Origin of the sequence: Rhodococcus spelaei (assembly GCF_006704125.1) — a bacterium.
GTDB classification, from domain to species: domain Bacteria; phylum Actinomycetota; class Actinomycetes; order Mycobacteriales; family Mycobacteriaceae; genus Rhodococcus_G; species Rhodococcus_G spelaei.
In genome coordinates this window covers 65,125-89,756 of sequence record NZ_VIGH01000004.1, presented here as the reverse complement: position 1 = coordinate 89,756, position 24,632 = coordinate 65,125, and the positions used below count along the sequence as shown (strand labels likewise).

General features: G+C 69.9%; 25 protein-coding genes. 17 read left to right on the top strand and 8 right to left on the bottom strand.

Annotation, left to right across the window (positions count from 1 at the left end):
• Window positions 1-2: 2 nt before the first annotated feature.
• From FK531_RS09830 to FK531_RS09810, 4 genes are all read right to left on the bottom strand, one after another.
• A complete protein-coding gene (locus FK531_RS09830; RefSeq protein WP_142098497.1) occupies window positions 3-530 on the bottom strand; it encodes an alternate-type signal peptide domain-containing protein in 528 nt (175 codons plus the stop codon).
• A 7-nt stretch (window positions 531-537) separates the two neighbouring features.
• Window positions 538-2,244 carry a S24/S26 family peptidase gene (locus FK531_RS22325; RefSeq protein ID WP_181762894.1) on the bottom strand — a complete coding sequence of 569 codons (1,707 nt, stop codon included), beginning with the start codon at window positions 2,242-2,244 and terminating at the stop codon, window positions 538-540.
• A gap of 7 nt (window positions 2,245-2,251) precedes the next feature.
• Entirely contained in the window at window positions 2,252-2,857 is a 606-nt protein-coding gene (locus FK531_RS09815) for a SipW-dependent-type signal peptide-containing protein (protein ID WP_142098494.1), read from the bottom strand.
• A 184-nt stretch (window positions 2,858-3,041) separates the two neighbouring features.
• The gene (locus FK531_RS09810) at window positions 3,042-3,587 is read right to left on the bottom strand and encodes an alternate-type signal peptide domain-containing protein (protein WP_142098491.1); all 546 of its coding nucleotides are present in this window, start codon (window positions 3,585-3,587) and stop codon (window positions 3,042-3,044) included.
• Between the two features lie 556 nt (window positions 3,588-4,143).
• Here FK531_RS09810 and FK531_RS09805 point away from each other — a divergent pair.
• The 10 genes from FK531_RS09805 to FK531_RS09760 all read left to right on the top strand — a co-directional run bounded on the left by FK531_RS09805 (window position 4,144) and on the right by FK531_RS09760 (window position 12,519).
• On the top strand, window positions 4,144-4,839 hold the full coding sequence (locus FK531_RS09805; protein ID WP_142098488.1) for a response regulator transcription factor: 696 nt from the start codon (window positions 4,144-4,146) through the stop codon (window positions 4,837-4,839).
• Complete coding sequence (locus FK531_RS09800; protein ID WP_181762893.1) at window positions 4,836-6,029, top strand: sensor histidine kinase; 1,194 nt, start codon at window positions 4,836-4,838, stop codon at window positions 6,027-6,029. The genes FK531_RS09805 and FK531_RS09800 overlap by 4 nt, the downstream gene beginning before the upstream one ends.
• Complete coding sequence (locus FK531_RS09795) at window positions 6,026-7,093, top strand: DUF8320 family protein (protein ID WP_246098077.1); 1,068 nt, start codon at window positions 6,026-6,028, stop codon at window positions 7,091-7,093. The genes FK531_RS09800 and FK531_RS09795 overlap by 4 nt, the downstream gene beginning before the upstream one ends.
• A gap of 135 nt (window positions 7,094-7,228) precedes the next feature.
• Window positions 7,229-7,543: a response regulator transcription factor gene (locus FK531_RS09790; RefSeq protein WP_181762892.1), complete on the top strand. Its 315-nt coding sequence runs from the start codon at window positions 7,229-7,231 to the stop codon at window positions 7,541-7,543.
• A 25-nt stretch (window positions 7,544-7,568) separates the two neighbouring features.
• Window positions 7,569-8,756, top strand: coding sequence for a sensor histidine kinase (locus FK531_RS09785; RefSeq protein WP_142098484.1), 1,188 nt, complete (start codon window positions 7,569-7,571; stop codon window positions 8,754-8,756).
• Window positions 8,753-9,841, top strand: coding sequence for a DUF8320 family protein (locus FK531_RS09780; RefSeq protein WP_142098481.1), 1,089 nt, complete (start codon window positions 8,753-8,755; stop codon window positions 9,839-9,841). The genes FK531_RS09785 and FK531_RS09780 overlap by 4 nt, the downstream gene beginning before the upstream one ends.
• Window positions 9,842-9,983: 142 nt before the next feature.
• Entirely contained in the window at window positions 9,984-11,177 is a 1,194-nt protein-coding gene (locus FK531_RS09775; protein WP_142098478.1) for an insoluble domain protein, read from the top strand.
• A gap of 39 nt (window positions 11,178-11,216) precedes the next feature.
• Window positions 11,217-11,915 carry a DUF8176 domain-containing protein gene (locus FK531_RS09770; protein ID WP_142098475.1) on the top strand — a complete coding sequence of 233 codons (699 nt, stop codon included), beginning with the start codon at window positions 11,217-11,219 and terminating at the stop codon, window positions 11,913-11,915.
• Window positions 11,916-11,983: 68 nt separating this feature from the next.
• Window positions 11,984-12,259 (top strand): type II toxin-antitoxin system Phd/YefM family antitoxin, encoded by a 276-nt coding sequence (locus FK531_RS09765; RefSeq protein WP_142098472.1) that lies wholly within the window; start codon window positions 11,984-11,986, stop codon window positions 12,257-12,259.
• Window positions 12,256-12,519 (top strand): type II toxin-antitoxin system RelE family toxin, encoded by a 264-nt coding sequence (locus tag FK531_RS09760; protein ID WP_142098469.1) that lies wholly within the window; start codon window positions 12,256-12,258, stop codon window positions 12,517-12,519. The genes FK531_RS09765 and FK531_RS09760 overlap by 4 nt, the downstream gene beginning before the upstream one ends.
• Before the next feature lie 19 nt (window positions 12,520-12,538).
• Here FK531_RS09760 and FK531_RS09755 read toward each other — a convergent pair whose 3' ends face one another.
• Entirely contained in the window at window positions 12,539-13,387 is an 849-nt protein-coding gene (locus FK531_RS09755) for a helix-turn-helix transcriptional regulator (RefSeq protein WP_142098466.1), read from the bottom strand.
• Between the two features lie 92 nt (window positions 13,388-13,479).
• Here FK531_RS09755 and FK531_RS09750 point away from each other — a divergent pair, with 92 nt between their 5' ends.
• The 7 genes from FK531_RS09750 (at window position 13,480) to FK531_RS09720 (ending at window position 21,801) form a co-directional block, all read left to right on the top strand.
• On the top strand, window positions 13,480-15,099 hold the full coding sequence (locus FK531_RS09750; RefSeq protein WP_142098463.1) for an AMP-binding protein: 1,620 nt from the start codon (window positions 13,480-13,482) through the stop codon (window positions 15,097-15,099).
• Between the two features lie 50 nt (window positions 15,100-15,149).
• On the top strand, window positions 15,150-15,998 hold the full coding sequence (locus FK531_RS09745) for a 3-hydroxybutyryl-CoA dehydrogenase (protein ID WP_142099521.1): 849 nt from the start codon (window positions 15,150-15,152) through the stop codon (window positions 15,996-15,998).
• A gap of 86 nt (window positions 15,999-16,084) precedes the next feature.
• Window positions 16,085-17,548, top strand: coding sequence for an MFS transporter (locus tag FK531_RS09740; RefSeq protein ID WP_142098460.1), 1,464 nt, complete (start codon window positions 16,085-16,087; stop codon window positions 17,546-17,548).
• 132 nt (window positions 17,549-17,680) lie between these two features.
• A complete protein-coding gene (locus FK531_RS09735; protein WP_142098457.1) occupies window positions 17,681-18,466 on the top strand; it encodes a VOC family protein in 786 nt (261 codons plus the stop codon).
• Window positions 18,467-18,477: 11 nt separating this feature from the next.
• Window positions 18,478-19,065, top strand: coding sequence for a TIGR03086 family metal-binding protein (locus tag FK531_RS09730; RefSeq protein WP_142098454.1), 588 nt, complete (start codon window positions 18,478-18,480; stop codon window positions 19,063-19,065).
• An 8-nt stretch (window positions 19,066-19,073) separates the two neighbouring features.
• Window positions 19,074-20,780: a dihydroxy-acid dehydratase gene (ilvD, locus tag FK531_RS09725; RefSeq protein WP_435531040.1), complete on the top strand. Its 1,707-nt coding sequence runs from the start codon at window positions 19,074-19,076 to the stop codon at window positions 20,778-20,780.
• Window positions 20,773-21,801 (top strand): adenylate/guanylate cyclase domain-containing protein, encoded by a 1,029-nt coding sequence (locus FK531_RS09720; protein ID WP_246098075.1) that lies wholly within the window; start codon window positions 20,773-20,775, stop codon window positions 21,799-21,801. Before ilvD ends, FK531_RS09720 begins: the two co-directional genes overlap by 8 nt.
• Window positions 21,802-21,804: 3 nt before the next feature.
• On the opposite strand, the gene FK531_RS09715 is transcribed toward FK531_RS09720, so the two are convergent.
• The 3 genes from FK531_RS09715 to FK531_RS09705 all read right to left on the bottom strand — a co-directional run bounded on the left by FK531_RS09715 (window position 21,805) and on the right by FK531_RS09705 (window position 24,629).
• Window positions 21,805-22,539, bottom strand: coding sequence for an oxygen-binding di-iron domain-containing protein (locus tag FK531_RS09715; RefSeq protein ID WP_142098448.1), 735 nt, complete (start codon window positions 22,537-22,539; stop codon window positions 21,805-21,807).
• A gap of 73 nt (window positions 22,540-22,612) precedes the next feature.
• Window positions 22,613-23,785 carry an acyl-CoA dehydrogenase family protein gene (locus FK531_RS09710; RefSeq protein ID WP_142098445.1) on the bottom strand — a complete coding sequence of 391 codons (1,173 nt, stop codon included), beginning with the start codon at window positions 23,783-23,785 and terminating at the stop codon, window positions 22,613-22,615.
• A 19-nt stretch (window positions 23,786-23,804) separates the two neighbouring features.
• Window positions 23,805-24,629 (bottom strand): translation initiation factor, encoded by an 825-nt coding sequence (locus FK531_RS09705; protein WP_142098442.1) that lies wholly within the window; start codon window positions 24,627-24,629, stop codon window positions 23,805-23,807.
• Between the last annotated feature and the right edge of the window lie 3 nt (window positions 24,630-24,632).

Genomic DNA, 24,632 nt, shown 5'->3' with positions numbered 1-24,632 from the left:
GACTACACCTGCTTCAGGGTGATGTTGAAGTTGGACAGATCGAGCCGGGCCGTCTGCGCCGTGGCGCCCGACGTGGACGGGGCGAAGGTGAAGATCACCTTCACGTCGACGACCTTGCCGTCCTGAGCCGGGGTGATCACCGTGCCCCCAGCGTTCGACGGAAGGGACGCACCGCCCGTGGTGGCGGTCACCGAGGACTTCATCGCTGCCTTGAGTGCCGCGTCACCGGTGATGGTGCCGCTGTCGGCTCCGAGATTGGCAATCAGGTTGGTGCCCTTGGCCGTCACCGTGAAGCTGGCCTTGTAGGTGAGGACGTCACCGGGGACAGCCTTGTAGTTGGTGATGTTGACCGGGCCGAACTGGTCGCTCCAGCTGGGGGTGCCGCTCTGGGCGAGCGATAGACTGCCTGCGCCGACCGCTCCGCCACCGACACTGCCGCCGCCGTTGAACGCGGCCATGGTGCCGGCGCCGCCCGCGAGCAGCACCGTCGCGGCACCGGCCGCGATCGCACCCTTCGTCTTGAGGTTCATCGCGCTCCTACTTCGCTACCAGTGCGGCCACGTCGGCGGGCACGGTGTCGGAGGACGGATCGACGGGCGTCTGCTTGCCTGTGGCCGCGTCCACCACAGACAGCTTCTTTCCGTCGACGATCCACAGCTGGTCCGAGCTCTTTGCCCACTGCGCGATGGCGCCCTTGCCGACGGCGGCGGAGAACGTCTGCGCGCCGGACTTGTCGGTGATCGTCGCGGTGGTTGCGCTCACGGCCGCGGTGTAGTTGCCCGAGGTCGAGGTGTTCGCGACCGCCAGGTCACCGGCCGGGGCCGGGGCGGCGGGCGCCTTCTGTTCGGTCGTCGTGGTGGTCGGCGGGACCGTGGTCGTGGTCGTGGTCGTGGTGGTGGTCGGCGGCACCGTCGTGGTCGTGGTCGCCGGCGCGGTCGTGGTGGTCGACGGCGCGGTGGTCGCGGAGGTGGTCGTCGTCGACGGCGTCGCGGTGGTCGTCGTCGCGGTAGGCGTTGCCGTCGTGGTCTGCGGGGCAGTGGTGGTCGGACCGGCGGCCGCCAGGTTCGCTGCTTGGGCACCCGCCCCACCACCGGGAACCGGCGCCGAGAAGAAGCCCGCGCCGGACGTGGTGCCCGACGTCTGCCCGTTGCACTTCACTGTGTTCGTGTACTGCTGCCAGACGTTGGTTCCAACCCAGTCTGCCGAGATCTGACCAGCCGGGTTCACCGTGTGAATCTCTGCGACGAAGTTCCAGTCCGTGTGTGCGCCAACGACGCCGCTGTCGACCCACCGATCTTCCTGCGTACCCGCAGACTTCGAGGGTACGTCGATGTTCCAGGTGCTGGATCCGCGTCTGACGATGATCTTGTAAGAGTACGGCGCGCCGATATGTGACCATCTGAGCACCGCGCCGCTGTAGCCGACCTTGGAGTCGTTCCAGCAGGTGTTTCCTGTGACAGCAGGCAGCAGCTTCGCCGCCGGCGCGAACGTCCCGCTGTTCGCGGTATTGGTGCCGACAAATGCGGCGCTGGTGCCGACCGCGGACCCGGCGAGCACGGTCAGGCCGACCGCGCCGAGCGCCATCGCGGTGCGGGCGGGCACGATTCGGCGCAACTGGAAGGTCGGGGCGCGGAACTGCTCGGTGGGAGCGTCGGCGTAGACAGGCGCTGCCGGCTGCTCGATCCGCTCGTGCTCGCCCGGACCGCCCGAACCATCCCCAGAACCGTTGTCGTCCTTGCGCTTCGACGCCGGGCCGAAGGCGAGCACCATCAGCCCGCCGACCAGTCCGCCGCCGAGGAAGATCGCGGCAGGCGAGGACAGCCAGGAGACGGCGTAGCCGAGGCCGGGGACGGAGAAGAACACCCGGTCCACCTCGGTGACGGTGTACGGGGAGATGTCGGCGTCCTTGTTGGCGTCGCCCTTGAGGATCAGCACCGAGGTGGTGCCGTCGGTGGAGACGACCTCCTTGATGCGGTGGGTGATTCGGGTGCCCTGCTGATCCGGGACGCTGACCACGTCGCTAACCGCGAGGTCCGCGACCGGGGTGGCCTTCGACAGCGCAAGGGCGCCGGTCGGGATGCTCGGGGACATGGAGCCGGAGCGGAAGATCAGCGGCTTGATGCCGAACAGGAATGAGGCCGCGGCGGCCAGCACGCAGATCAGGCCGGCGATCGCACCGACGTTGAGGGCGATTTCACGGCCGCGTGAGCGGCCGGATGCGGTGGGGTTTGAGTGAATTGCCATGTCGCACTCAGGCTGTCGTCGCGTTGAAGTTGAAGGAGGTGTTCACCGTCTTGCCCTGGGCGGCGGTGGTCACCATCGGATCCAGGGTGACCTGGAAGCAGAGGGACTCGCTGGCACCGCCCGCGAGCGGACGCGCGGTCGAGATCAGGTTCGCCGACCCGCCCGACACCAAGGCGACGTTCGTAGCGACCGCGGTGCCGGCACAGGTGGTGCCGTTCGAGGCGCCCGTCGTGATGGTCACCTTCAGGAACGGAGCCAGTTCCGGAGCGGTGGTCGCCGCGGCGGCCATCGTGTAAGAGAAGGCAGCGGTGCCATTGTTCTTGACCGGAAGAACCGCTGCGACACTGTCGTTCGGCATCATGCCGGTCTTGGTCAGGGTGGTGAACCCGACCGCCGGGCCGCTGCTGCCGTTGAGCTGCAGGTCCACCGAGGCGGTGGAGAACACACCCGAGGTGGCGGTCGCGGAGTCGCTCCACGCAGCGAGGGTGCCGATGGCGCCGAGGCCGAGCACGATGCCCAGCGACGCGATCGCGCGCGGCTTGCCTCCGGACATCAGCGAGCGCGCCCGGGCGCCGAACCCTGACGGGGAATTGGGAACCTCATGACGCGACATTCGCTGGGACCTTTCGTGCGTGGGTGAAGCGGTGAGGCGCGGCGCCGCGCCGGAAGTGTGAGAGCCGTTGGGCCCGAACCGAATTCCGCGAACACGCCGGCCGGACCACCCGGATCCGGGGTTCGGATGGGCCGGTCGGCGCGTTCGCGGAGTCCGCCGCGAGAGCGGCGGGCGGGTCAGCGACCTACTGCTGGGTCAGAGTGACGGCGAAGTTCGACAGGTTGACCGTGCCGTTCTGCGCCGTGGTACCCGCCACGCTGGTCGGCAGCGTGAAGTTGACGTGCACGTTGACGTTCTTGTTGTCCTGCGCGCTGGTCACCGTGGCGCCGCCCGCACCGGTCGGGAGGCTGGTGCCGTCCACGTCCGCGGTGACGACGTTGGTGAGCGCGGTGTCGAGGCCGTTCGTGCCCGTGATGCTGGCGGCGTCGGCGGTCAGCTTCGCGGACAGATTCTTACCCTGCGCGCCGATGGCGACGACCGCGTTGTAGGCGACCTGGTCGCCGGGGACGAGCAGGTCGCTCGCCGGGTTGAACGCCTGGCCGACCTGCGGGCCGTTGACCCACTTCCAGCCGGTGCTGCCGGCGACGGTGCTCAGGGTCAACTTACCCGAGCTGACGGTGCCGCCACCGAGGGACTGCGTGGAATTCCACGCGGCCATGGTGCCGGCACCACCGGCGAGGAGGAGTGCGGCCGCGCCGGCGGCGATGGCGCCCTTGGTCTGCTTGTTCATGTGCTCAGCTTTCGTCGGACCCCCGCTGGGGGTCAGGGAGAGAAACGGGTAGTCGGATCTGGTTACGTGCGCCCAGGTCGGGTGGGCTCGGTTTCGGACATCCGCGCTCGATTCAAGGGGTCGCGACGTCGTAACTGGCGTCCATCAAGCGAGTGCCCATGGCCGGAATCCGGTTCGCGATTGGATGTGTTTATCACAGAGGCGGGACAGAATCGGGAGTTTTCTGGTCAAACGTTCAAATGATCTTGGTTGGTTGTCCAGTTGTCCCTTCATCCTTCGCCTGACTAAGAGCAACAGTATCTCCTACCAGCGGGTATTCGCTACTGGAGCGGGGCGGAGGATGTCCCTCATTCGGCAGATACCGGCGCCTTGAATCGTGCCGTAGCGTCGGTTCGCCGAGTGCCGAGCCGAGAGTGGGACATCCCGCACATCGCGAATCGACCCGTCCTAGAATCTTCCCGATTCACCCGAATCCCGCCGTCCCCACCGACTGTTACGGTTTGCTGCAGTCTGCCCACACGGGACGGCTCAGGCGCCCGGTGTGCGAGGACCACAAATGACAGAAAACGCGGCGAATACAGACGACAACCGATCCGGCGCGGGCCCGCGCCGGATCGGCATCGTCGAGGACCACGAGTCGGTGGTGATCGGGCTCGAGACGATGCTCGCCGACGAGTCCGACCTCGCGATCGCCGCCTCCGCCGCGACCGTTCCCGAACTACTCGCGCAGGGCGTCGCGCTGGACCTGGTCATCCTGGACCTGCGGCTGTCGGACGGCTCGTCCCCCAAGTCGAACGTGGAACAGTTGCGGGACGCCGGCCTCGAGACCCTCGTGTTCACCGGCGCGGAGAACCCCTACCTCGTGCGGCTCGCGGCCAAGGCCGGGGTGCTCGGAGTGCTCCGCAAGTCCGAGCCCAACGCCACCGTCATCGCCGCGATCGCAGCGGCCGCCCGCGGCGAGCAGGTCGTCACCACCGAGTGGGCCGCCGCGATCGACGGCGACCCCGGACTCCTCGACGTCGGACTCAGCCCCCGACAACGAGATGTGTTGGCACTCTATGCATCCGGCGAGAAGGCCGCACGAGTCGCGAGCCTCACCGGACTCGCCCCGCACACCGTCAACGACTACCTCGCCCGCATCCGCGCGAAGTACGCGGAAGCAGGCAGGCCCGCGCGCACCAAGACCGAGCTGTACAAGCGTGCCGTGGAAGACGGCTGGCTGCCGGTCCCGCAGCACCCCGACCACGGATGACGTCGCCGGGCGCCGCGGCCGTGGCCCGCCGCGAGGCCACCGACCGGATCCTCCGGGCCTTCGCGATGTTCACCGCGGCGGGATACCTCTTCTACCTCCTGCTCCTGCTGCCCACGATCCTGTCCGAGGACACCCACCTCGCCCCGTGGTGGACCCCGGTGGCCGCGGTGACCGTGTTCGGATCCGGCATCGCCTTCGGCCTGACGTCCTTCCTGCCCGACACCCGGGTACTGCGGGTGTCGGCCGCCGCCGCCGCCGTCATCTACCTGGTCGCGGTCGCGACCTGGCCACTGGCCTGGCACGGTCCCTCGCTGACGAACGGGGAGGGAGTGTGGCTGTCCGCCTTCCCCGGAGTTGCCAGCCTCGCCGCCGTCGCGGCGTGTCGTCCGGCAGTTGCGTTCGCGCACATGATCGTTGGCTGCGCCGGCGTCCAGATCCTCAACCACATCGCCCGCGACGGAAGCATCACCAGCCCGCTGATCCCGGACATCGCGTTCACGATCATGTTCTGTACCCTGTTCGTCGGCGCGGCGGTGATGGCGCTGCGCACCGGCCGACTGCTCGACGCGACCACCGACTCCACGCACGCGGCCGCCGCCTCGGCCGCCGCCAGCCGTGCCCGCGCCGTCGAACGCGAACGGTTCGACGCCCTCATCCACGACGGCGTGATGTCGACCCTGCTGTCCGCCTCGCGGCTCGGGGCCACGACCAGCGTGAGCAGGCAGTCCCGCAGCACGATGCGACAACTCGACGCCCTGCGCACCGGAACCGGCCTGCACGAACGGTTCGACAGCGCCGAGATCCTCACCCACCTGCGCACCGCCGCGACCGATGTGGACGAGAACGTCGTCCTCAAGATCAACCGAAGGCAGCAGGCCGACTCGCTGACCATGCCCGCCGAGGCCACCCGCGCCGTCGGGGCAGCCCTGGCCGAGGCTCTGCGCAACAGCATCCGGCACGCCGGCGACGACGCGGACCGTGCCGTCGAGGTCGCGCTGACCCCCGACCTGCTGTCGGTCCGGGTCTCCGACAACGGGAAGGGGTTCGATCCGAGAACCGTTCCCCCCCACCGACTCGGCCTCGCGGTCAGCATCGTCGGCCGGATGCGGCAACTGCCCGGTGGATCCGCCCGCATCGACTCCCGCCCGTCCGACGGAACCCGGGTGCACCTTTCCTGGAGCGAGACGTGACGCCGTCCCCGAGCAGTTACGACATCAGTGGGATGGTCGGCATGCAGAGCGTCGCGGCGCGGCTTCTCGTCTCCTTCTACTCGCTGACCTTCCTCGTGGTCGCGGCGGCATCGAGCGAGGGCATCACCGCGTACGGGCCGATGCTGCTCGCCGTGGTGATCGTGACGGTCGGCGCGGTCGCGCTGGTCCGGGTACCCGGCGATCCACTCCCTCTTTACCCGACCTTGGCGATGACCGCGATCGGTCCGGTCGCCTGCGCGTTGGTGCTGGGCGTGCTGCCGATCCCGGTGTCCAGTCCGCTGCAGATGTGGCCACTCGGCGCGGTCACCGCGATCTACGCGTTCATGGGGGTGCGGGGCCGGACCGCCTTCGCCTGGCTGGGCATGGTCGCGACGATCACGACCTGCGTGGTGTGGTCGACACTGACCGGTCAGGGCGCCGCCCACGGCCTCGCCATCTCGGTAATCAACCTGGCGCCGCTGCTGATGGCGACCTTCTTCGCGTTCACCATCCGACCGTCCGCCCTGGCGGTGTTCCGTCTGCGGGAGCAGACCACCCGACGGATCGCCGCCGAGGCCGCGGACACCGCCGTGCTCGAGGAGCGCGACCGCCAGCTGAGCCGACTCGACGAGCTGGCCAGACCCCAGCTCGAGCGGATCGGCAGCGGCGACAACCTCGACGAGGACGAACGCCTCGCCTGCCGACTGCTCGAAGCACACCTGCGCGACCTGCTGCGCGCCCCGGGACTGTCCGACCCGGCGGTGGACGCCGCCGCCCGCGCCGCCCGCGGTCGCGGGGTCGAGGTGATCCTCCTCGACGACAAGGCCATGGACCACTCGTCCGCGGACACCCGCGCGCGGTTTCTCGGGTCGGTCGCGGCCGAGCTCACCTCGGCCACCGACGGAGCGGTCACCGTCCGGGTCCTGCCGCCGCGTCGGGCGTCGATGGCAACGATCCTGGTCAGCGGGGCGGACGGTGTCCGGCGCACCGAGTTCGACCATGCGGGTCGCCCGGCCGCGGTCCCGGTTGCCGGTGAGGTCGCCGCCTCCGACCCACAAGCGTGAGCGTGCCCCTATTTCTACGGGCAGGGAACTGCCGTCTCGGCAATCGTCGAGTCAACACCTACCGTCATATCGCACAGGGGACTCGCGACGTGGGGTCGAGCCCCCATTTTCGGCCGTAGCTTGGGGAGTAACGACATGACCGCTGCACTGGACCAGTACCTCCACCGATCATCCGCTCTCGCGGTCCGACCGACGCCGCACGCCATGTCACCGCAGGCCATGCGGAAGCCGTCGCTGTCGCCGCGCGAGGTCGAGGTACTGCTGCGGTGGCTGCGCTGCGACTCCAAGAACACCGTCGCCGCGGACCTGTTCCTGTCCATCGGCACCGTCAACACGCACCTGGCACGGATCCGCGCGAAGTACAGCCAGGTCGGCCGGTCGGCCCCCACGAAGGCCGCACTCGTCGCCCGCGCCGTGCAGGACGGGCTGATCTCGCTCGACGAACTGTGAGCCACTCGCCGCCGGGCGTGCGCGAATGACCGGCCGCGACAACGGGATCGGCGACGCCGAAGCGAAGGTCATCCGCACCTTCGCCCGCGTGATCGGCGTCGGCGCATTGTTCTTCGGCGTGGTGCTGATCCCCGTCCTCATCGCCCAGTCCCATGCACTCGCGCCGTGGTACACCCCGGTCGCCGCGGTCATCGTCTTCGCTCCCATGCTCGCGCTGTGGCCCGCCAGCTACGCCCGGGACCTGCGGTGGGTTCGCGGCCTCGGCACCCTCGGGGCCGCGACCTACCTCGTCGCCGCGGTCGCCTGGTTGCCCACGCTGCAGGGAAACATCCCGCCCACCCGCGAGGTGTGGCTGTTCGCGCTCCCCGGCCTGGTCGCCATGGCCACGGCGCTGAGCTGGCGGCCCATCCCGAGCTTGGTATACCTCGTGCTCAGCTCCGCAGCGGCGGAACTGATCCGGCACATCACCCGGGACGGTCCGGAAAGCACACTGGCGCCGGAGATCTTCAATGTCGTGATGACCAACAGCATGTACGTCGTCGCGACCATCGCCGCGGTCCAGTCCGGCCGAACCCTCGACGGCACGCGCGCCGCGGCGATGCGGCAGTCCACGGCAACCGCCGCCGTCGCCGCGCGGGACGTCGAGCGCAAGCGGTTCGACGCACTGATCCACGACCGCGTCATGTCGACGCTGCTCGGCCTCTCACGCCGCGGCAACACCGACCAGCTCAGCGAACAGTCGGGCGTCGCGCTGCGCGAACTCGACCGGCTACGCGCCAGCGACGTCGCCACCGAGGACCTCGACACGGAGGCCGCGGTCGGGTTGATCCGCTCCGCGCTGGTGGAGGTCGACGAACACGGCGACGTCGACACCGACGTCCGGGTGACCTCGGCCGTCACCATCCCCCGCGAGGCGTGTCGCGCGATGGCATCCGCCGCGGCCGAGGCGCTCCGAAACAGCCTCCAGCACGCGGACGGTCCGGACCTGACGGCGGACCGGATCGTCGCGATCGACGTCGACACCGATGGCCTGCAGGTGCTCGTCGCCGACAACGGCCGAGGGTTCGACCCCGACCGGGTTCCGCCGTACGGACTGGGTATCAGCGTGAGCATCCGCGCGCGCATGGCGTCCGTGCCCGGCGGCACCGCCGAGATCCGTTCCGCCGCACACCGCGGCACCCGGGTGACACTGCGCTGGACGGTGCCGTCATGACCCGGTCCTCGTCCCGCGACTTCCGGGACGTGCGCGTCCTGCTCGGCATGGACCGTCCGGCCGCGAAAGTGGCGGTGGCCCTGTTCTGCCTGAGCTTCACAGTGGCGGCCCTGGCCAATCTCGATGGGGTACACCGGATCTGGCCGACCATCCTGGCGGCGGCGCTCGTCACCGCGGGAGCGACGGTGATCATCACCGTGCCGGGTGACCCGCTGCCGACCGCCCACACGATCGCATTGACCGCCTTGGGGCCCGTCGCGTGCGCACTGGTCCTGTGGCAGCTGCCGGTGCCCGGCTGGACGCTGGACTCCGCCTGGCAGATTCGCGCCGTGACCGTGGTTCTCGTCTACATGTCGGTGCGCGGACGCGCGGCGTACGCCTTCACCGGTGCCGCTCTGATGATCCTCACCAGCGGCGCCTGGGCCGACTCCACCGGCCAAGGCTGGGGTACCGGAATCCGACTGGCCTCGATCAACCTCGCTCCCGTCCTGATGTCGGTGTTCTTCGCATACAGCATCCGGCCGCTCGGGTTCGCGGTGTTCCGGCTGCGGGAACGGGAATCCGAACGGGCCGCGGACGAGGCCATGACGCAGGCCGTGCTCCGCGAACGCGACACCCAACTCACCCGGCTGGACCACCTCGCCCGCCCGATCCTGCAGGCCTCCGCGGACGGACACGAGTTCTCGGCCGGAGAACGCGAGGAATGCGCGGTACTGGAATCCCGACTGCGCGACACCCTGCGGGCGCCGGTCTTCGCCTCCGACGAGGCGGTGTGTGCGGCCGCAGACTCGGCGCGGCGACGGGGTGCACGCGTCATCCTGCTCGACGACGGCGGCCTCGCCGACACCCCCGCCGAGACGGTGACACGGATCCGGGCGGGACTCGTCGACGAACTGGACTCCTGCTCGGACGGGACCCTCACCGCACGGTCCCTGCCGGCAGGCCGGGACGCCCTGGCCACCATCGTCTCCGAACACGGAACCCGAGTTCGACGGGTCGAGTACGACCGGGCCGGGCGGGTCACCGTGGAACTCCGCGACGACGACGATTTGCCCGAACCCGCTACACTCGCCGGTCGGGGGTAGACGCGGGGGGATTCACACCGGCCTTTCGGACGGACAACGCATCGACCAGGTCCACGGCGCTGACCGCGCACGTGGTCGCTTCGTGTGTCGGCACCAACTCACCCCCGACTGAGCAACAAACGAAAGACATCGGGGGGACATCATGGGGATGCACACATTCAAGAGCAGGCGGCGTCAGGTGGCCGAGCGGGTTGCCGTCGCCGGCACGATTCCGCTGGCCATGGCCGTCGCCTGCGCCGGCACCGCCCTGGCCGCGCCGGTGCAGCCCGGCGTGATGACGGACGAGGCCGAACAGCCGGGTGTCGGCGACTCCACACCCAAGCCCGAGGCCGCACCCGCACCTGCTCCCGAACCGGCCCCCGAGCCTGCCGAGCCGCGCCAGTACTGGGTCGCACCGCCCGTCGAGTACGACAACGTGCCGACCCGCTCAGTGCCGACCTACGACGAGGCCCCGGTCGCCCCGGCCACCGTCCAGACGTTGCACCTGCCCGAGCCCGTCGCGCCGGTCGCGCCGATCGAGGCGCCGCGGGACATGCTGCGGCTCGGTGACTTCATTGCCGCGAAGCCGAACTGGCTCAGCAAGGAAGACATGGAGAAGACCAACAACTCCGCTGCCGTGGCCGAGGCCCAGATGGCCACCTTCTGGCGCTCGATCGGAATCGAGGCCTCGCGGTCGGACAAGGTCGCCGCGGCGACGATCGCCGGTGCGACGGCGGGTGGGCTGGGCGCGGCCACGGTCGCGGGTGTGCCGGCCGCGGTCGTCGGTGGGCTGATCGGCGGAACGATCGGTGGCAACATCGGCATGGGCATGGGGACGGTCGTGTGGCCGGGCGTCGGCACCGTGACGAACGGAGCGATCGGAACCGGTATCGGTGCCGCAGCAGGCGCAGCCGTCGCCGGCATCCCCGTCGCCGTGGTGGCGGGCACTGCAGGCGCGATCGTCGGCGGTGTCGCGGGCGCCGCGTTCGGCGCCGGCGACACCAGCACCGAGCCGGTCGAGTTCGTCATCCCCGACGCCCCGGTCGTCGATCCGCCGGCGATCACCGCTGCCACCAGGCAGGCCGTGGCGCAGGTCGAGGCCATGCCCGGCGGCCACGAGGTGGTGGCGGCCGTGCGCACCGCCGCCGACGCGGCGCCGCAGCAACTCGCACAGCTGACCGCGGACACGAACGCGCAGATCGGTGTGGTCCGGACCGCCGCGGTGGCGCACCCGGTCGGCGCGAATGCGGTGGCCGAGATCGAGACCGTCGGAGCCGACCTGGGCCGCGCCTTCCAACCGGCCACCGGTGCCGTCGCCGACGTCCTGAACGCAGTGCACGCGGGGCTCGCCCCGTAGAAGGACGGCCCCGCACGAGGGGTCCGGTGAGGAGACATCGTGGCTAGCCGACCGTCGTCGCCGTACAGCAACGACGCCTGGATGACCGCCGGCGACCAGCCGTCGTCGGTCGATGTCCCGATCCCGGATCCCGAGGCGGCCGACAGGTCGAGTCCCTGGCTGAGCCCCTCGTCGACCGGCGACGACGCCGTCGGCCCCTTCGACGACCCGCAGCCGTCGGACCGCACGCCCCGCCGTCGACGCGGCGCCCTGGTCGCGACGGTCGCCACGCTGGTCGTCGTAGCGGGCGCCGCGGGAGCCGGCACGGCCGCCTTCCTCACGCTGCGGTCGGCCGAGGACACGGAAACTGTTGCGGCCGTGGAGAGTCCGTGGTGCGCTGGCCTCGCGTCGGGCGATCCGGCGAGCCTCGACTCCCCCGACGCGGGCGCCGCGACCATCGCCGGCTTCGAGGACGCCTACTACCGCGCCCGCGACGGAGTCCTGGCCCGCACCTTCGTCGCCGCCGGCGCCCGCGTCGGGTCGGCCGAGCAGATCAGCAAGGGCATCGCCCAAATTCCGGTCGGCACAACGCATTGCGTCATCGCACGGAAGGCAGGGCCCGGCGCCTACGCGGTGGACCTGTTCGAGCGTCGCCCCGACGGCTCCGCCGAGCACTACCGGCAGACGATCATGACCACCAACTCGGCGGCCTCCCCGACCGGCGAGGCGATCGCGGCGATCAGCACCCGCGACGAGTAGCGCCCGTTCGACACCGAGCCCTCGCTCAAATCCTTGTACGTTTCAAGGTTCAAACGTACAATTTGTTCATGTCTGCTCGAGCTCCCATTCCCGTCTCGGAGGCACGCCAACAGCTGTCCGAGATCATCGACCGCGTGGGCACCGAGCACTCACCGATCTACCTCGCCCGACGCGGGCGGCGGGTGGCGGCGGTCATCGACGCGGATGATCTCGACAGACTCATCGAGCTCGCCGAGGACATGATCGACATCAGGGCGGCGGAGGCCGCCCGCGCCGAGATGGACGAGACCGGTGAGACACCGATCCCGTGGGAGCAGGTCAAGGCCGATCTCGGCCTGACATGACGTACAGCATTGCCTTGGCGCCGGCTGCTGCCCGCCAACTGCGCAAGTTCGACCCCCAGGTTCGTCGCCGTATTCAGGCCGCACTCGAACTGCTCGCGGTAGAGCCACGACCGCCGGCGGCTACTCAGCTAGCGGGTGGCGCAGGCGAATGGCGGGTCCGCACCGGCGACTACCGCATCGTGTATGAAATTCACGACGACCGGCTTCTCGTGCTGGTTGTTCGCATCGGGCACCGTCGCGAGATCTACCGGCCGCGGTAGCTATCGACCAGAGCTGGTTCTACGGCAGCAGCCCTCGCCGCCGCGCCTCGAACACCGCCTGCTGCCTGCTGCTCACCTCGAGCTTGGCCATCAAGTTCCGCATGTAGGTCTTCACCGTCTCGACGCTGAGCGAGAGACGCTCGGCGATCTCCGCGTTCCGACAGCCCAATGCCACGTGGGAGAGCACGTCGAACTCCCTCGGCGACAACGTGATCGACGGATCGACATCCTCGACGGCGGCCAACGAGCGCAGCGTCCGCTCGACCGCACGCAGCCGCTCCGCCACCGACGCGTCGGCGACCTGCGCAGCCAGTTCCCGTAGTAGCAGATAACTCTCGGTGATCCGCTCGGACTCCGACGTGCTGCGCGCGACCGGTTCCGCATCGGCGCGCTCGATCAGCTGCACCCGGCGGTCCACCTCGTCGCGGATCTCGATCTCGCGGGCCAGCCTGGTCGCCGAACGCAGCACCGTGCCGGCCATCACGTCGCCGATCGGGCGCCGAGCCCGCAGCCCGCCGTAGATCGCGGCGCGGGTCACCCCGCGCACCACCACCGGGACCGCCAGGAGCGACTCGATGCCCTCGCCCGCGACCTGGACGTCGTAGTCGTGGGTGATGTGACTGGAGGCGAAGTAGTCCGGCGCCACCTCGGGCCGCTGCTCGGCGATCGCCCGACCGCCCAGCCCGCAGCGGGCGTCGATCGCCAGGCCGCGCAGTACCCGACTGCGGGTGCCCGCGAACCCGGACAGCAGCATCCGGCCGTCCGCCACCGACCCACCGAACAGCACCGGAAACGGGGTGCTCGAACGCAGCGCCCGCAGCTCACCGCGCAGCGCGTCCTCGTCGTCCGGCCTCATGTTCTCGTTCATTGCATACCCACTTCGTAGGGTAGCGGCCGCCTCCGAGTGGGCCATAACGTCGTCGGCAACCATCTGTAAGCCCCGTCACACGAGGTAGCCGCATGCCCATCACCCCGACCGCCAACCATTCCGAGCTCAGCCCCCTGCGCTTCCTGGAACGTTCGGCGGCGGTCTTCCCCGACCGCACCGCGATCATCCACGGACACCGGCACTACACCTACCGGGAGTTCGCGGCGGAGGTCGAGCAGCTCGCGCACGTGCTCCGCGAACGCATCGAGCCCGGCGCCCGGGTGGCGTACCTCTCGCCGAACACCCCGGAGCTGCTGATGGCGCACTTTGCAGTGCCGCTGGCCGGGGGCGTGCTGATCGCGCTGAACTCGCGCCTCGCCGGGCCGGAGCTCGAGTACATCCTCGACCACTCCGGCACCGGCATCCTGTTCGTCGACTCGGAGTTCCTCGGCTCGGTCACGACCGTCCGCGACGCCGTGCCGTCGGTGCGTGAGATCGTCGAGATCCCCGACTCGACGATCACCCTCACCGACCCGGTGACCGGTGTCGCGACCGCCGTCTACGACGAATTCCTGCGCAGTGTCGACGCGTCCGCTGCCGAGCCTCTGGTGTGGGGTGTGGCCGACGAGCAGCAGACGATCGCGATCAATTACACCTCCGGGACCACCGGAAAACCCAAGGGCGTCATGTACTCCCACCGCGGCGCCTACCTGAACTCGTTCGGCGAGACCTTCCACAACGGATTCACCGGGGACACCAAGTACCTGTGGACGCTGCCGATGTTCCACTGCAACGGCTGGTGCACCCCATGGGCCGTCACCGCGGCCGGCGGCACCCACGTGTGCCTGCGCGCGGTGCGTGCCGACGCGATCTGGGACGCAATCGACACGCTCGACATCACCAACCTGTGCGGCGCCCCGACCGTCTGCTCGACCATCGCCGACGCACCGCAGGCACACCCGCTGTCGACGCCGCTGCGGATCACCACCGCGGGCGCGCCGCCGTCGCCGACCGTCATCGGCCAACTCGAGTCCCTCGGCGTCACCGTCGTGCACGTCTACGGCCTCACCGAGGTGTACGGGCCGTACACGATCTGCGAGCCGCAGGAGTCGTGGGCCGCGCTCGATCCGGCCGAGCGCGCGGTGTTGATCGCCCGGCAGGGCGTCGGGATGCTGCAGGCCGAGACGGCTCGCGTGGTGGACCAGCAGATGCACGACGTGCCCGCCGACGGCGAGACGATGGGCGAGATCGTGCTCCGCGGCAACAACGTGATGCTCGCCTACTACCGCGATCCGAAGGCCACCGAGGAGGCGTTCGCGGGCGGCTGGTTCCACACCGGTGACCTCGGCGTCCTGCACCCGGACGGCTACATCCAGCTCAAGGACCGCGCCAAGGACATCATCATCTCCGGCGGCGAGAACATCTCGACGGTCGAGGTGGAGCAGGCGATCGTCGCGCATCCGGCGGTCGCGGACGTCGCGGTCGTGGGTGTACCGGACGACAGGTGGGGCGAGCGTCCGAAGGCGTTCGTGCTGGTCCGGCCGGGTGCGGAGGTGACCGCGGACGAGCTGATCGCGCACACCCGCGGCCTGCTCGCCGGGTACAAGGTGCCGCGCGAGGTGGTGTTCGCGTCGGACCTGCCGCGCACCCCGACCGGCAAGGTCCGCAAGAACGAGCTGCGGGCGGCCGACAACGTAATTACCGGTCCGTAGCAGAATGGCCCTGACAACATGACGAGCATTTCAGGTTTGGAGAGATGACTGTGCAGCTGATCGGAGTGATCGGTGGCGGCACCATGGGTGCCGGAATCGCCGAGGTGTGCGCGAAGGCCGGGAGTGAAGTCCTGGTACTCGAGACCAAGCAGGAGTACGCCGACGCCGCGACCAAGCGGATCGCGTCGTCGATCTCCCGCGGCGTCGCCAAGGGCAAGATCACCCAGGAAGAGGCCGACGCCGCGATCGCGCGGGTGCGCGTCACCCTCGACATCGACGAGTTCGCGGACCGTGACCTGGTCATCGAGGCGGCCCCCGAGATCGAGGCGCTGAAGTACGAGATCTTCGGCAAGCTCGACAAGATCGTCAAGCCGTCCGGCATCCTGGCGACCAACACCTCCTCGATCCCGGTCATCAAGGTCGCGGGCGCCACCTCGCGCCCCGAGCAGGTCGTCGGTGTGCACTTCTTCAACCCGGTGCCGGTGATGCCGCTCGTCGAGATCATCTCCACGCTGGTGACCTCGCCGGAGACCGCGAAGGCCGTCACCGACTACGCCAAGGACACCCTGCGCAAGACCACCGTGCAGGCGGGGGACCGGTCGGGCTTCATCGTCAACGCGCTGCTCATCCCGTACCTGACCTCCGCGATCCGGATGCTCGAGTCCGGCTACGCGACCGCCGAGGACATCGACGCGGCCATGAAGGGCGGCTGCGGCTACCCGATGGGCCCGCTGACGCTGCTCGACACCGTCGGCCTCGACGTCGCCCTCGCCGCCTCGGAGTCGCTGTACGCCGAGTTCGCGGAGCCGCACTTCGCGCCGCCGGCACTGCTGCGCCGGATGGTTGACGCCGGTCGCCTCGGCAAGAAGACCGGCCGCGGGTTCTACGACTACAACTAGGCAGCTCCGCTGCCCGTGAGTCCTTCTGGCCCGCACAGGGACCAGAAGGACTCACGGGCGGCGCAGCCGCCTGTAGCCTGCGGTGCATGGACTCGCCCGGCGCGACCGTCCACCTGCGCTCGTCCACCGGGCGCGCGGTGGTGCTTGCGACCGTCCTCGGCTCCGCCCTCGCGATGCTCGACGCCACCGTCGTCAACATCGCGCTCCCCCGCATCGGCGAGGACCTCGGCGCCTCCGTCGCGGGGCTGCAGTGGGTGCTCAGCGGCTACACCCTCACCCTGGCCTCACTGATCCTGCTGGCCGGTGCGCTCGGCGACCGGCTCGGCCGGCGCAAGGTGTTCGTCTGGGGCACAGTCTGGTTCGCGCTCGCCTCGGCCCTGTGCGGGCTGGCCCCGACGATCGAACTGCTCGTCGCCGCCCGCGTCCTGCAGGGCGTCGGGGCCGCGCTGCTCACCCCCGGGAGTCTGGCGCTGCTGTCGGCGACCATCGACCCCGACGACCGCGGCGCCGCCATCGGCCTGTGGTCCGGTCTCGGCGGGGTGGCCTCGGCCGCCGGACCACTACTCGGCGGTTGGATCGTCGAGGTGTCGAGCTGGCGTGCGGTGTTCTGGCTCAATCTCCCGCTCGCCGCGGCGGTGGTGTGGGTGGCGGTGCGGCACGTTCCCGAGAGCCGCGACCCGCACCAGCAGGGTCGGCTCGACCTCCCCGGGGCAGTGCTGGCCGCACTCGCGTTGGCCGCACTCACCTACGGCCTGATCGCCGGGCACTGGGTTGCCGTCGTCGCCGGTGCCGCGCTCCTCCTCGCGTTCGTACTGGTCGAGCTCCGTACCGACAATCCGCTGGTGCCGCCGTCGCTGTTCCGCTCCCGGGTCTTCGCCGCGGCAAACCTGGTCACGCTCGCCGTGTACGCGGCACTCGGCGGCGTCTTCTTCCTGCTGGTACTGCAGCTCCAGCTCGGTGCCGGGTTCACCCCGCTGGCGTCCGGCCTGGCGACGCTGCCGATCACCGTGCTGATGCTGCTGCTCTCCGCGCGGGCCGGACGATTCGCGCAACACCGCGGCCCGCGACTCCCGATGAGCGTGGGTCCGCTGATCGCGGCGGCCGGTCTGCTGCTGATGCTGCGGATCGGGCCCGGGGCGTCGTACCTGCGCGACGTGCTGCCCGGGGTGGTCGTGTTCGGTCTCGGACTGTCGGCGCTGGTGGCGCCGCTGACCGGCGCGGTGCTCGGCTCGGTGTCCACGGACCGGGCCGGCATCGCATCCGGGGTCAACAACGCGGTCGCCCGCAGCAGCCAGTTGCTCGCGGTCGCCGCGCTGCCGGGGCTGGCCGGGATCGCGGGCACGAACTACACCGACCCGCAGGTGTTCTCGCACGGATTCCGCGTTGCGATGCTGATCTGTGTGGGTCTGCTGGTGATCGGCGCGGCGATCGCGGCCGCCCTGATTCCTGCGGGTGCACCGGCCGAGGAGCCCAGGGATTCGATCGAATGCAAGTCGCGCTGCGACATCTCCGGTCCTGCCGTCGCCCCGGTACGGGAACGATCGAGCTGACGGAACCGCCGCACCGGCCTTGCCCCTTTCCAAACGGGCCGCGGACTGGAAACGTGACCGATGGGCCTCGCACAGCGAAGTCGGTGGGCAAGGCCCGAGAAGTCCGATTCCTCTCTGTGAAAGGACATCGCCATGCCCGAACGGTCGAGTTACGTGCAGGGCACCCCCTGTTGGGTGGACCTGTCGGCCACGGATCCCGCCGCCGCCAAGACCTATTACACCGCCCTGTTCGGCTGGGATTTCGAGGACATGCCCACTCCCGGCGGCGGCGTCTACTCGATGGCGCGAGTGCGCGGGAACTACGTCTCCGCCGTCGGCGGCCAACCACCGGGCGTGCCGGCCGGGACACCGTCGATGTGGAACACCTACCTCGCCACCGACGACGCCGCCGCCGCAACGGCGAAGGTCGCGGGAGCGGGCGGTCAGGTGCTGATGGGTCCCGAGGACGTCGGCGATGCCGGGCGGATGTCCTTCGTCAGCGACCCGACCGGCGCGGTGGTCGGGCTCTGGCAGGCCGGCCAGCACATCGGCGCGACGCTGGTCGGCGACGCGGGCGCCGTCGTCTGGAACGAGCTGATCACCCCCGACCCCGACAAGGCGCTCGCGTTTTACGCGGCCGTCCTCGGCCTCGGGTCCTCCGTTGCGGACATGCCGGGCGGCCCGACGTACACGCTGCTGCAAGTCGGCGACGACCAGGTCGGCGGCTGCACCACGCCGCAGATGCCTCAGGTCCCCACCCACTGGCACGTCTATTTCGCCACCGACGACACCGATGCCACGGTCGAGGCCTCGAACGCGGCGGGCGGCAGCGTGATGGCCGAACCGTTCGACATCCCGACCGTCGGACGAATGGCGGTGCTGTCCGACCCGACCGGGGCCGTGTTCAGCGTCATGACGCCGACGCCCGCGCAGCCGTAACGGAGGCGCACGTGGCACTCGAGTGGCTCGCGCTGCAGCGGCGGGCGATGCACGAGTTCGGTTCGCGGGTCGACGCCGTCACCGACTGGGCGGCGCCGACCCCGGACACCGAGTGGGACGTCGCCGACCTGGTCCGACACGTGATCGTCGAGCAGCAGTGGATTCCGCCGCTGCTCGGCGGTCTGACCCTCTCCGAGGCGGGTGCCCGGGTGCACCCACTCGGGCCCGACCTGGCGGCGGAGTGGCACCGCTTCGCCGGGCTCGCGGGCGCGGCCTGGGAGGTGGCACCCCCTGCCGCGCCGGTGCACCTGTCGTACGGCACCGTCACGGTGGAACACTATCTGCGCGAACAGGTTTCCGACATCGTGATCCACAGCTGGGATCTCGCTCGCGCAGCGGGACTCGACGAGACGCTGGACCCGGCGCTGGTCGAGGCGGTGTGGGAGTTGCTCGACGCCCAACGCGAGATGCTGAGCGCCAGTGGACTGTTCGCCGCGCCGATCGAGGTGTCCGAGGACGCCCCACTCCAGACCCGACTACTGGCTCTGACCGGCCGCGATGTCGATTCGGAGCGCCGAGCAGGCCCGACCGGAGGATGATGAACAGCGTGTCCCAGGAACCGAACGGCCCCGACATCAAGCCCCGCAGCCGCGACGTCACCGACGGCCTCGAGAAGACGGCCTCGCGCGGGATGCTCCGCGCGGTCGGAATGGGTGACGACGACTGGGGCAAGTCCCAGATCGGCGTCGCGTCCTCGTGGAACGAGATCACCCCGTGCAACCTGTCCCTCGACCGCCTCGCCAAGGCCTCGAAGGACGGCGTCCACGCGGCCGGCGGCTATCCGCTCGAATTCGGCACCATCTCGGTCTCCGACGGAATCTCGATGGGCCACGAGGGCATGCACTTCTCGCTTGTCTCGCGGGAGGTCATCGCGGACAGCGTCGAGACCGTCATGCAGGCCGAACGACTCGACGGCTCGGTACTGCTCGCCGGGTGCGACAAGTCCCTGCCCGGGATGCTGATGGCGGCCGCCCGCCTCGATCTGGCCAGCGTCTTCCTCTACGCGGGCTCGATCCTTCCGGGCATCGCGAAGATGTCCGACGGCACCGAGAAGGAGGTCACGATCATCGACGCGTTCGAGGCGGTCGGCGCCTGCTCCCGCGGGCTGATGAGCCGGGCCGACGTGGACTCCATCGAACGTGCGATCTGCCCCGGCGAGGGCGCCTGCGGCGGCATGTACACCGCCAACACCATGGCCAGCGCGGCCGAGGCACTGGGCATGTCGCTGCCCGGCAGCGCCGCACCGCCCGCGACCGACCGGCGACGCGACGGGTACGCCCGGCGCAGCGGCGAGGCCGTCGTGGAGATGCTGCGCCGCGGCATCACCACCTCGGACATCCTCACCAAGGAGGCCTTCGAGAACGCGATCGCCGTGGTGATGGCGTTCGGCGGCTCCACCAACGCGGTACTGCACCTGCTCGCCATCGCGCACGAGGCGCATGTGGAGCTGACCCTCGACGACTTCCGTCGCGTCGGGGCCCGGGTGCCGCACCTCGCCGACGTCAAGCCGTTCGGCAGCCACGTGATGGTCGATGTCGACCACATCGGCGGGGTTCCGGTGGTGATGAAGGCCCTGCTCGACGCGGGTCTGCTGCACGGCGAGTGCATGACTGTCACCGGAAAGACGATGGCCGAGAACCTCGCCCACATCGCCCCGCCCGACCCGGACGGAAAGGTGCTGCGCGCGATGAGCAATCCGATCCATCCGACCGGCGGTATCACCATCCTGTCCGGGTCGCTGGCACCGGGCGGCGCGGTGGTCAAGTCGGCGGGCTTCGAGTCCGACGTGTTCACCGGCACTGCAAGGGTTTTCGACCGGGAGCGGGCCGCCCTCGACGCGCTCGAGGACGGCACCATCACCGCGGGCGACGCGGTGGTGATCCGCTACGAGGGCCCCAAGGGCGGGCCCGGCATGCGGGAGATGCTCGCGATCACCGCAGCCATCAAGGGCGCCGGGCTCGGCAAGGACGTGCTGCTGCTGACCGACGGGAGATTCTCCGGCGGCACCACCGGCCTGTGCGTCGGGCACGTGGCGCCCGAGGCGGTGGACGGCGGGCCGATCGCGTTCGTGCACTCCGGCGACCAGATCCGGCTCGACGTCGGCACCGGAACCCTCGACCTGCTGGTCGACGCCGACGAACTGGACCGTCGGCGCCAGGGCTGGGAACCGTTGCCGCCGCGCTACACCCGCGGCGTACTGGCCAAGTACGCGAAGCTGGTCGGGTCGGCGTCGAACGGGGCGGTGTGTGGCTGAGCACGCGAGCGAACGGCGGCAGGCACGCGAGTTCGCGATGATCCAGGCGGAGGTCGAGCGGAACCTGCTCGGCGGCGAGATGAAGTACACCCGCGAACAGGTCTCGGAGTTGTCCGGCATACCCCTCGAACGGGTGCAGAAGCTATGGGTCGCCATGGGATTCGCCGCCGACGTCGGTAGCGACGCGGCAATGTTCACCGACGCCGACGTCGAGGCGCTCAGGGGCATCACCTCGCTGGTGGACCGGGGCATCATCGATCCCGATCTCGAGGTGTCCGTGACCCGGGCACTGGGACAGTCGTTCTCGCGCCTCGCGGAGTGGCAACTGGGACTGCTCAACAGTCACATCCTGGACCGACTCGAGCACCGTGATCCCGGCGAGCCCGCCGACCCGCACGCGGTCGCGGCCCAGGCCACCCTCGTCGCCGAGCAGATGCTGCCGACCCTGGAGCGCCTGCAGTCGTACGTGTGGCGAAGGCACCTGGCGTCGAATGCCGCTCGCTTCCTCGACAATCGCGGCGAGGAGGTGGACAGCCGCACCCTGGTGATCGGCTTCGCGGACATGGTCGGCTACACCAGCCTCACCCGGCGCATCGACATCACCGAACTGACCGAACTACTCGAGTACTTCGAGTCCACCGTCAACAACGTGATCAACCAGGGCCACGGCTGGGTGATCAAGAACGTCGGCGACGAGGTGATGTTCGCGGCCGAGGACCCCGCCGACGCCGCCGCGATCGCGCTCGCCCTGCAGGACGCCGCATCCAGCACGGAGGAACTGCCGAGCCTGCGGGTCGGCCTCGCCCGCGGCGAGGTTCTGGTCCGGTTCGGGGACGCGTACGGATCGGTGGTGAACATCGCTGCGCGCCTGACGAGTTCGGCTCGACCGGGAACGGTTCTCGTCGATTCCACCCTCGCCGACGCGCTCAGCGGGAATCCGAAGTTCCAGTTGCGGTCCCTGCGGTCGCTGCGGGTACGCGGCTACAGCCGGCTCAAGGCGTCCGCGCTGCGGCGGGGTTGAGGCTTACGCCCGGCCGCCCAGCCGCTCCTGTTCCGCCTCGAACCTCTCCTGATACCCCGCCGCCAGATCGCGCAGCGCCCCCACGCAGTCCCCGGTGAACGCCGGTCCGTGCATCAGTCCGAGGGTGGTCGGCTCGAGGTCGGCCAGCGACCGGATCGTCGGACCGAGGGCCGGAGTCAGTGCCGTCGCACGGCCCATCTCCTCCCCGGCCATTGCGGGGCCGACGATCTCGGTGTCCGTCACGGCCGGCGGCCTGCCGAACGCGGTGAACAGGTCACCGCACAACAGCGTCGACGTCGACTCCTCGAACACCAGGCAGGCGTCCCAGCCGTGTGGCACGTGCGGGGTGTCGATGTGACGGACGCGCCTCTCGCCGACCTCCAGCACCTCGCCGTCCTGCAGGGGTCGGGGCGGTCGGTCGGCCAGGTCCGCGACCTGAACGAAACACGACAGTGCGCCGTGCGCGACCACCGCGTTCGGGGCGGCCGCGAGCCACGAGTTCATCGACCCGCACTCGTCGGCCTCGACGTGCCCGAAGGCCAGCCATCGGAGCCGATCGAGCGGGACCACCCGCTGCACGGCGGCCGACGTGGACGGGAACAGCGCACGCTGACCCATGTGGAAGAGCAATGGCTCGTCGCCGTCGATCAGGTACTGGTTCATCACCAGGTTGGCGTCGTCGACGTAGGTCGAGAAGCGGTAGATGCCCGGTGCGATCTCGGTCGTCGTGGTGTCCATGTCCGGCTCCGCTCGCGTGACGGCCCCCTCGGTACCCAGACTGCCCCGCGGGAAGCGGTCCGCACAAGAGCGGCTACCGGAACGCGGAGGACCCGGTCAGCGCCTGACCGATCACCAGCTGGTGCATCTCCGACGTGCCCTCGTAAGTGAGCACCGACTCCAGGTTGTTCGCGTGCCGGATCACCGGATACTCCAGCGTGATGCCGTTGGCGCCCAGAATGGTTCGGCACTCGCGGGCGATCGCGATGGCCTCCCGGACACTGTTGAGCTTGCCGAGGCTCACCTGCTCGGGTCGCAGCTCGTGGCGGTCCTTGAGCCGGCCCAGGTGCAGTGCCAGCAGCTGTCCCTTGCCCAGCTCGAGCGCCATGTCCGCGAGCTTGGCCTGGGTCAGCTGGAAGGCGGCCAGCGGCTTGTCGAACACCTCGCGTGATTGCGCATAGTCGATCGCGGTCTCGAGGCAGTCGCGGGCGGCGCCGAGCGCGCCGAAAACGATGCCGAAGCGAGCCTCGTTGAGACAGCCGAGCGGACCGGACAGCCCACGGGCCTCGGGCAGCATCGCCGACGCCGGCAGCCGGACGTCGTCGAGGACGAGCTCCGCGGTGACCGAGGCCCGCAGCGAGAGCTTGTGCTTGATCTCCGGGGCGGAGAAGCCGGCGGTGTCGGTGGGCACCACGAAACCGCGGACCCCGTCGTCGGTGCGCGCCCACACCACGGCGACGTCCGCGACCGACCCGTTGGTGATCCACATCTTGGTGCCGCGCAGGATCCAGTCGTCGCCGTCGCGGCGGGCGTTGGTGCGCATCCCGGCGGGGTTGGAACCGAAGTCGGGCTCGGTCAGACCGAAGCAGCCGAGGGCCTCGCCCGCCGCCATCGACGGCAGCCACCGCTGCTTGTGCTCCTCGGAGCCGTACCGATGGATCGCGAACATTGCCAGCGACCCCTGTACCGACACCAGGCTGCGGATCCCGGAGTCGACGGCCTCGAGCTCGAGGCAGGCCAGACCGTAGGTGGTCGCGCTCATCCCGGCGCAGCCGTAGCCATCGAGGTGCATGCCGAGCACACCGAGACCGCCGAGTTCACGGGCCAGTTCGCGGACGGGGAGCACACCGGCCTCGAACCAGTCGGCGATGTGCGGACGGATCCGATCGGCCGCGAACCTCCGAACGGTGTCGCGGATCTGACGCTCCTCGTCGGAGATCAACGAGTCGAGCGCGAACAGCTCTGCGACGGTCTCGGTTTCGGTCATCGTCGGATCCTCCGGTCGATCAGGCGCCGTCCGCGCCGAGCGACTCGAGCGCGCTCTTCGCCTCGGCGAGTTGGCGGCTGAGCTCGTCGACCCGCTGCGCCGCGGCCTCGCGAGCCGCCGAGAGCACCGCCGCGACCGCCTGCTGCGCGGTGGTGTCGCCGAGTTCGGCGACGGCGCGTTCGACGGCGTCGGCCGTGACCGGCGCCGCCTTGCCGGGACGTCGCTCGCCGTGTGTCACGGTGACCGTCCACTCGTTGCCGGCCTCGGCGTGCAGGGTCACGCTCACGCTGGCCGGGTCCTTCGCGCGGCGGGCCCGCTTGGCGGGGGCCGGTGTGGTCGCGGCGGGTTCGGTGCTGGGTGCGGTCACGGGAGCCTTCGGTTGCGCGATGAGAGTGGTTGCGGTGGGCGCCTTGGCCGTTGACACCGACTTCGGTGCCGCAGGTGCCGGTGCCCCGGGTTTCGGTGTGGCAGCCTTCGGCGCCGCGGACGCCCTCGACGCCGCCGCTCGCGCCTCGACATCCTTGACGGTGCTGGGCCGCTGCGTCGCGGGCGACGTGGCCGCAGACTTCGCCGCCGCTCTTGCCGGGGCTGCCTTCGCGGGCTGCCGGGTCAGGCGCAATTCGTCTGCCTCGTAGGGCAGTTCGTCGTTGACGCCCTTCGGCCGGATCAGCACGGTGCTGCCGTCGATCGACACCACCTTGGCCGAGCAGCCGGCGGGAATGCCGAGGCTCGGGGTGGCGTCGATCAGGTAAACGGTCGCACGTTTGCCCGCGTCGAGTGCGGTGGAGAGGTCGATCAGGTCCTGCTCGGTGAGATGGTCACCGCTGCGTTTACGAGGTGGCATCTG

What these genes read in the sequence shown, in the direction of transcription:
- FK531_RS09790 (WP_181762892.1), top strand. Translation starts at nt 7,229, where the DNA reads ATGACCGCTGCACTGGACCAGTACCTCCACCGATCATCCGCTCTCGCG.
- FK531_RS09705 (WP_142098442.1), bottom strand. Translation starts at nt 24,629, where the DNA reads ATGCCACCTCGTAAACGCAGCGGTGACCATCTCACCGAGCAGGACCTG.
- FK531_RS09765 (WP_142098472.1), top strand. Translation starts at nt 11,984, where the DNA reads ATGTCTGCTCGAGCTCCCATTCCCGTCTCGGAGGCACGCCAACAGCTG.
- FK531_RS09810 (WP_142098491.1), bottom strand. Translation starts at nt 3,587, where the DNA reads ATGAACAAGCAGACCAAGGGCGCCATCGCCGCCGGCGCGGCCGCACTC.
- FK531_RS09830 (WP_142098497.1), bottom strand. Translation starts at nt 530, where the DNA reads ATGAACCTCAAGACGAAGGGTGCGATCGCGGCCGGTGCCGCGACGGTG.
- FK531_RS09800 (WP_181762893.1), top strand. Translation starts at nt 4,836, where the DNA reads ATGACGTCGCCGGGCGCCGCGGCCGTGGCCCGCCGCGAGGCCACCGAC.
- FK531_RS09735 (WP_142098457.1), top strand. Translation starts at nt 17,681, where the DNA reads ATGCCCGAACGGTCGAGTTACGTGCAGGGCACCCCCTGTTGGGTGGAC.
- FK531_RS09780 (WP_142098481.1), top strand. Translation starts at nt 8,753, where the DNA reads ATGACCCGGTCCTCGTCCCGCGACTTCCGGGACGTGCGCGTCCTGCTC.
- FK531_RS09755 (WP_142098466.1), bottom strand. Translation starts at nt 13,387, where the DNA reads ATGAACGAGAACATGAGGCCGGACGACGAGGACGCGCTGCGCGGTGAG.
- FK531_RS09715 (WP_142098448.1), bottom strand. Translation starts at nt 22,539, where the DNA reads ATGGACACCACGACGACCGAGATCGCACCGGGCATCTACCGCTTCTCG.
- FK531_RS09710 (WP_142098445.1), bottom strand. Translation starts at nt 23,785, where the DNA reads ATGACCGAAACCGAGACCGTCGCAGAGCTGTTCGCGCTCGACTCGTTG.
- FK531_RS09750 (WP_142098463.1), top strand. Translation starts at nt 13,480, where the DNA reads ATGCCCATCACCCCGACCGCCAACCATTCCGAGCTCAGCCCCCTGCGC.
- FK531_RS09805 (WP_142098488.1), top strand. Translation starts at nt 4,144, where the DNA reads ATGACAGAAAACGCGGCGAATACAGACGACAACCGATCCGGCGCGGGC.
- FK531_RS09785 (WP_142098484.1), top strand. Translation starts at nt 7,569, where the DNA reads ATGACCGGCCGCGACAACGGGATCGGCGACGCCGAAGCGAAGGTCATC.
- FK531_RS22325 (WP_181762894.1), bottom strand. Translation starts at nt 2,244, where the DNA reads ATGGCAATTCACTCAAACCCCACCGCATCCGGCCGCTCACGCGGCCGT.
- FK531_RS09760 (WP_142098469.1), top strand. Translation starts at nt 12,256, where the DNA reads ATGACGTACAGCATTGCCTTGGCGCCGGCTGCTGCCCGCCAACTGCGC.
- FK531_RS09815 (WP_142098494.1), bottom strand. Translation starts at nt 2,857, where the DNA reads ATGTCGCGTCATGAGGTTCCCAATTCCCCGTCAGGGTTCGGCGCCCGG.
- FK531_RS09775 (WP_142098478.1), top strand. Translation starts at nt 9,984, where the DNA reads ATGGGGATGCACACATTCAAGAGCAGGCGGCGTCAGGTGGCCGAGCGG.
- FK531_RS09740 (WP_142098460.1), top strand. Translation starts at nt 16,085, where the DNA reads ATGGACTCGCCCGGCGCGACCGTCCACCTGCGCTCGTCCACCGGGCGC.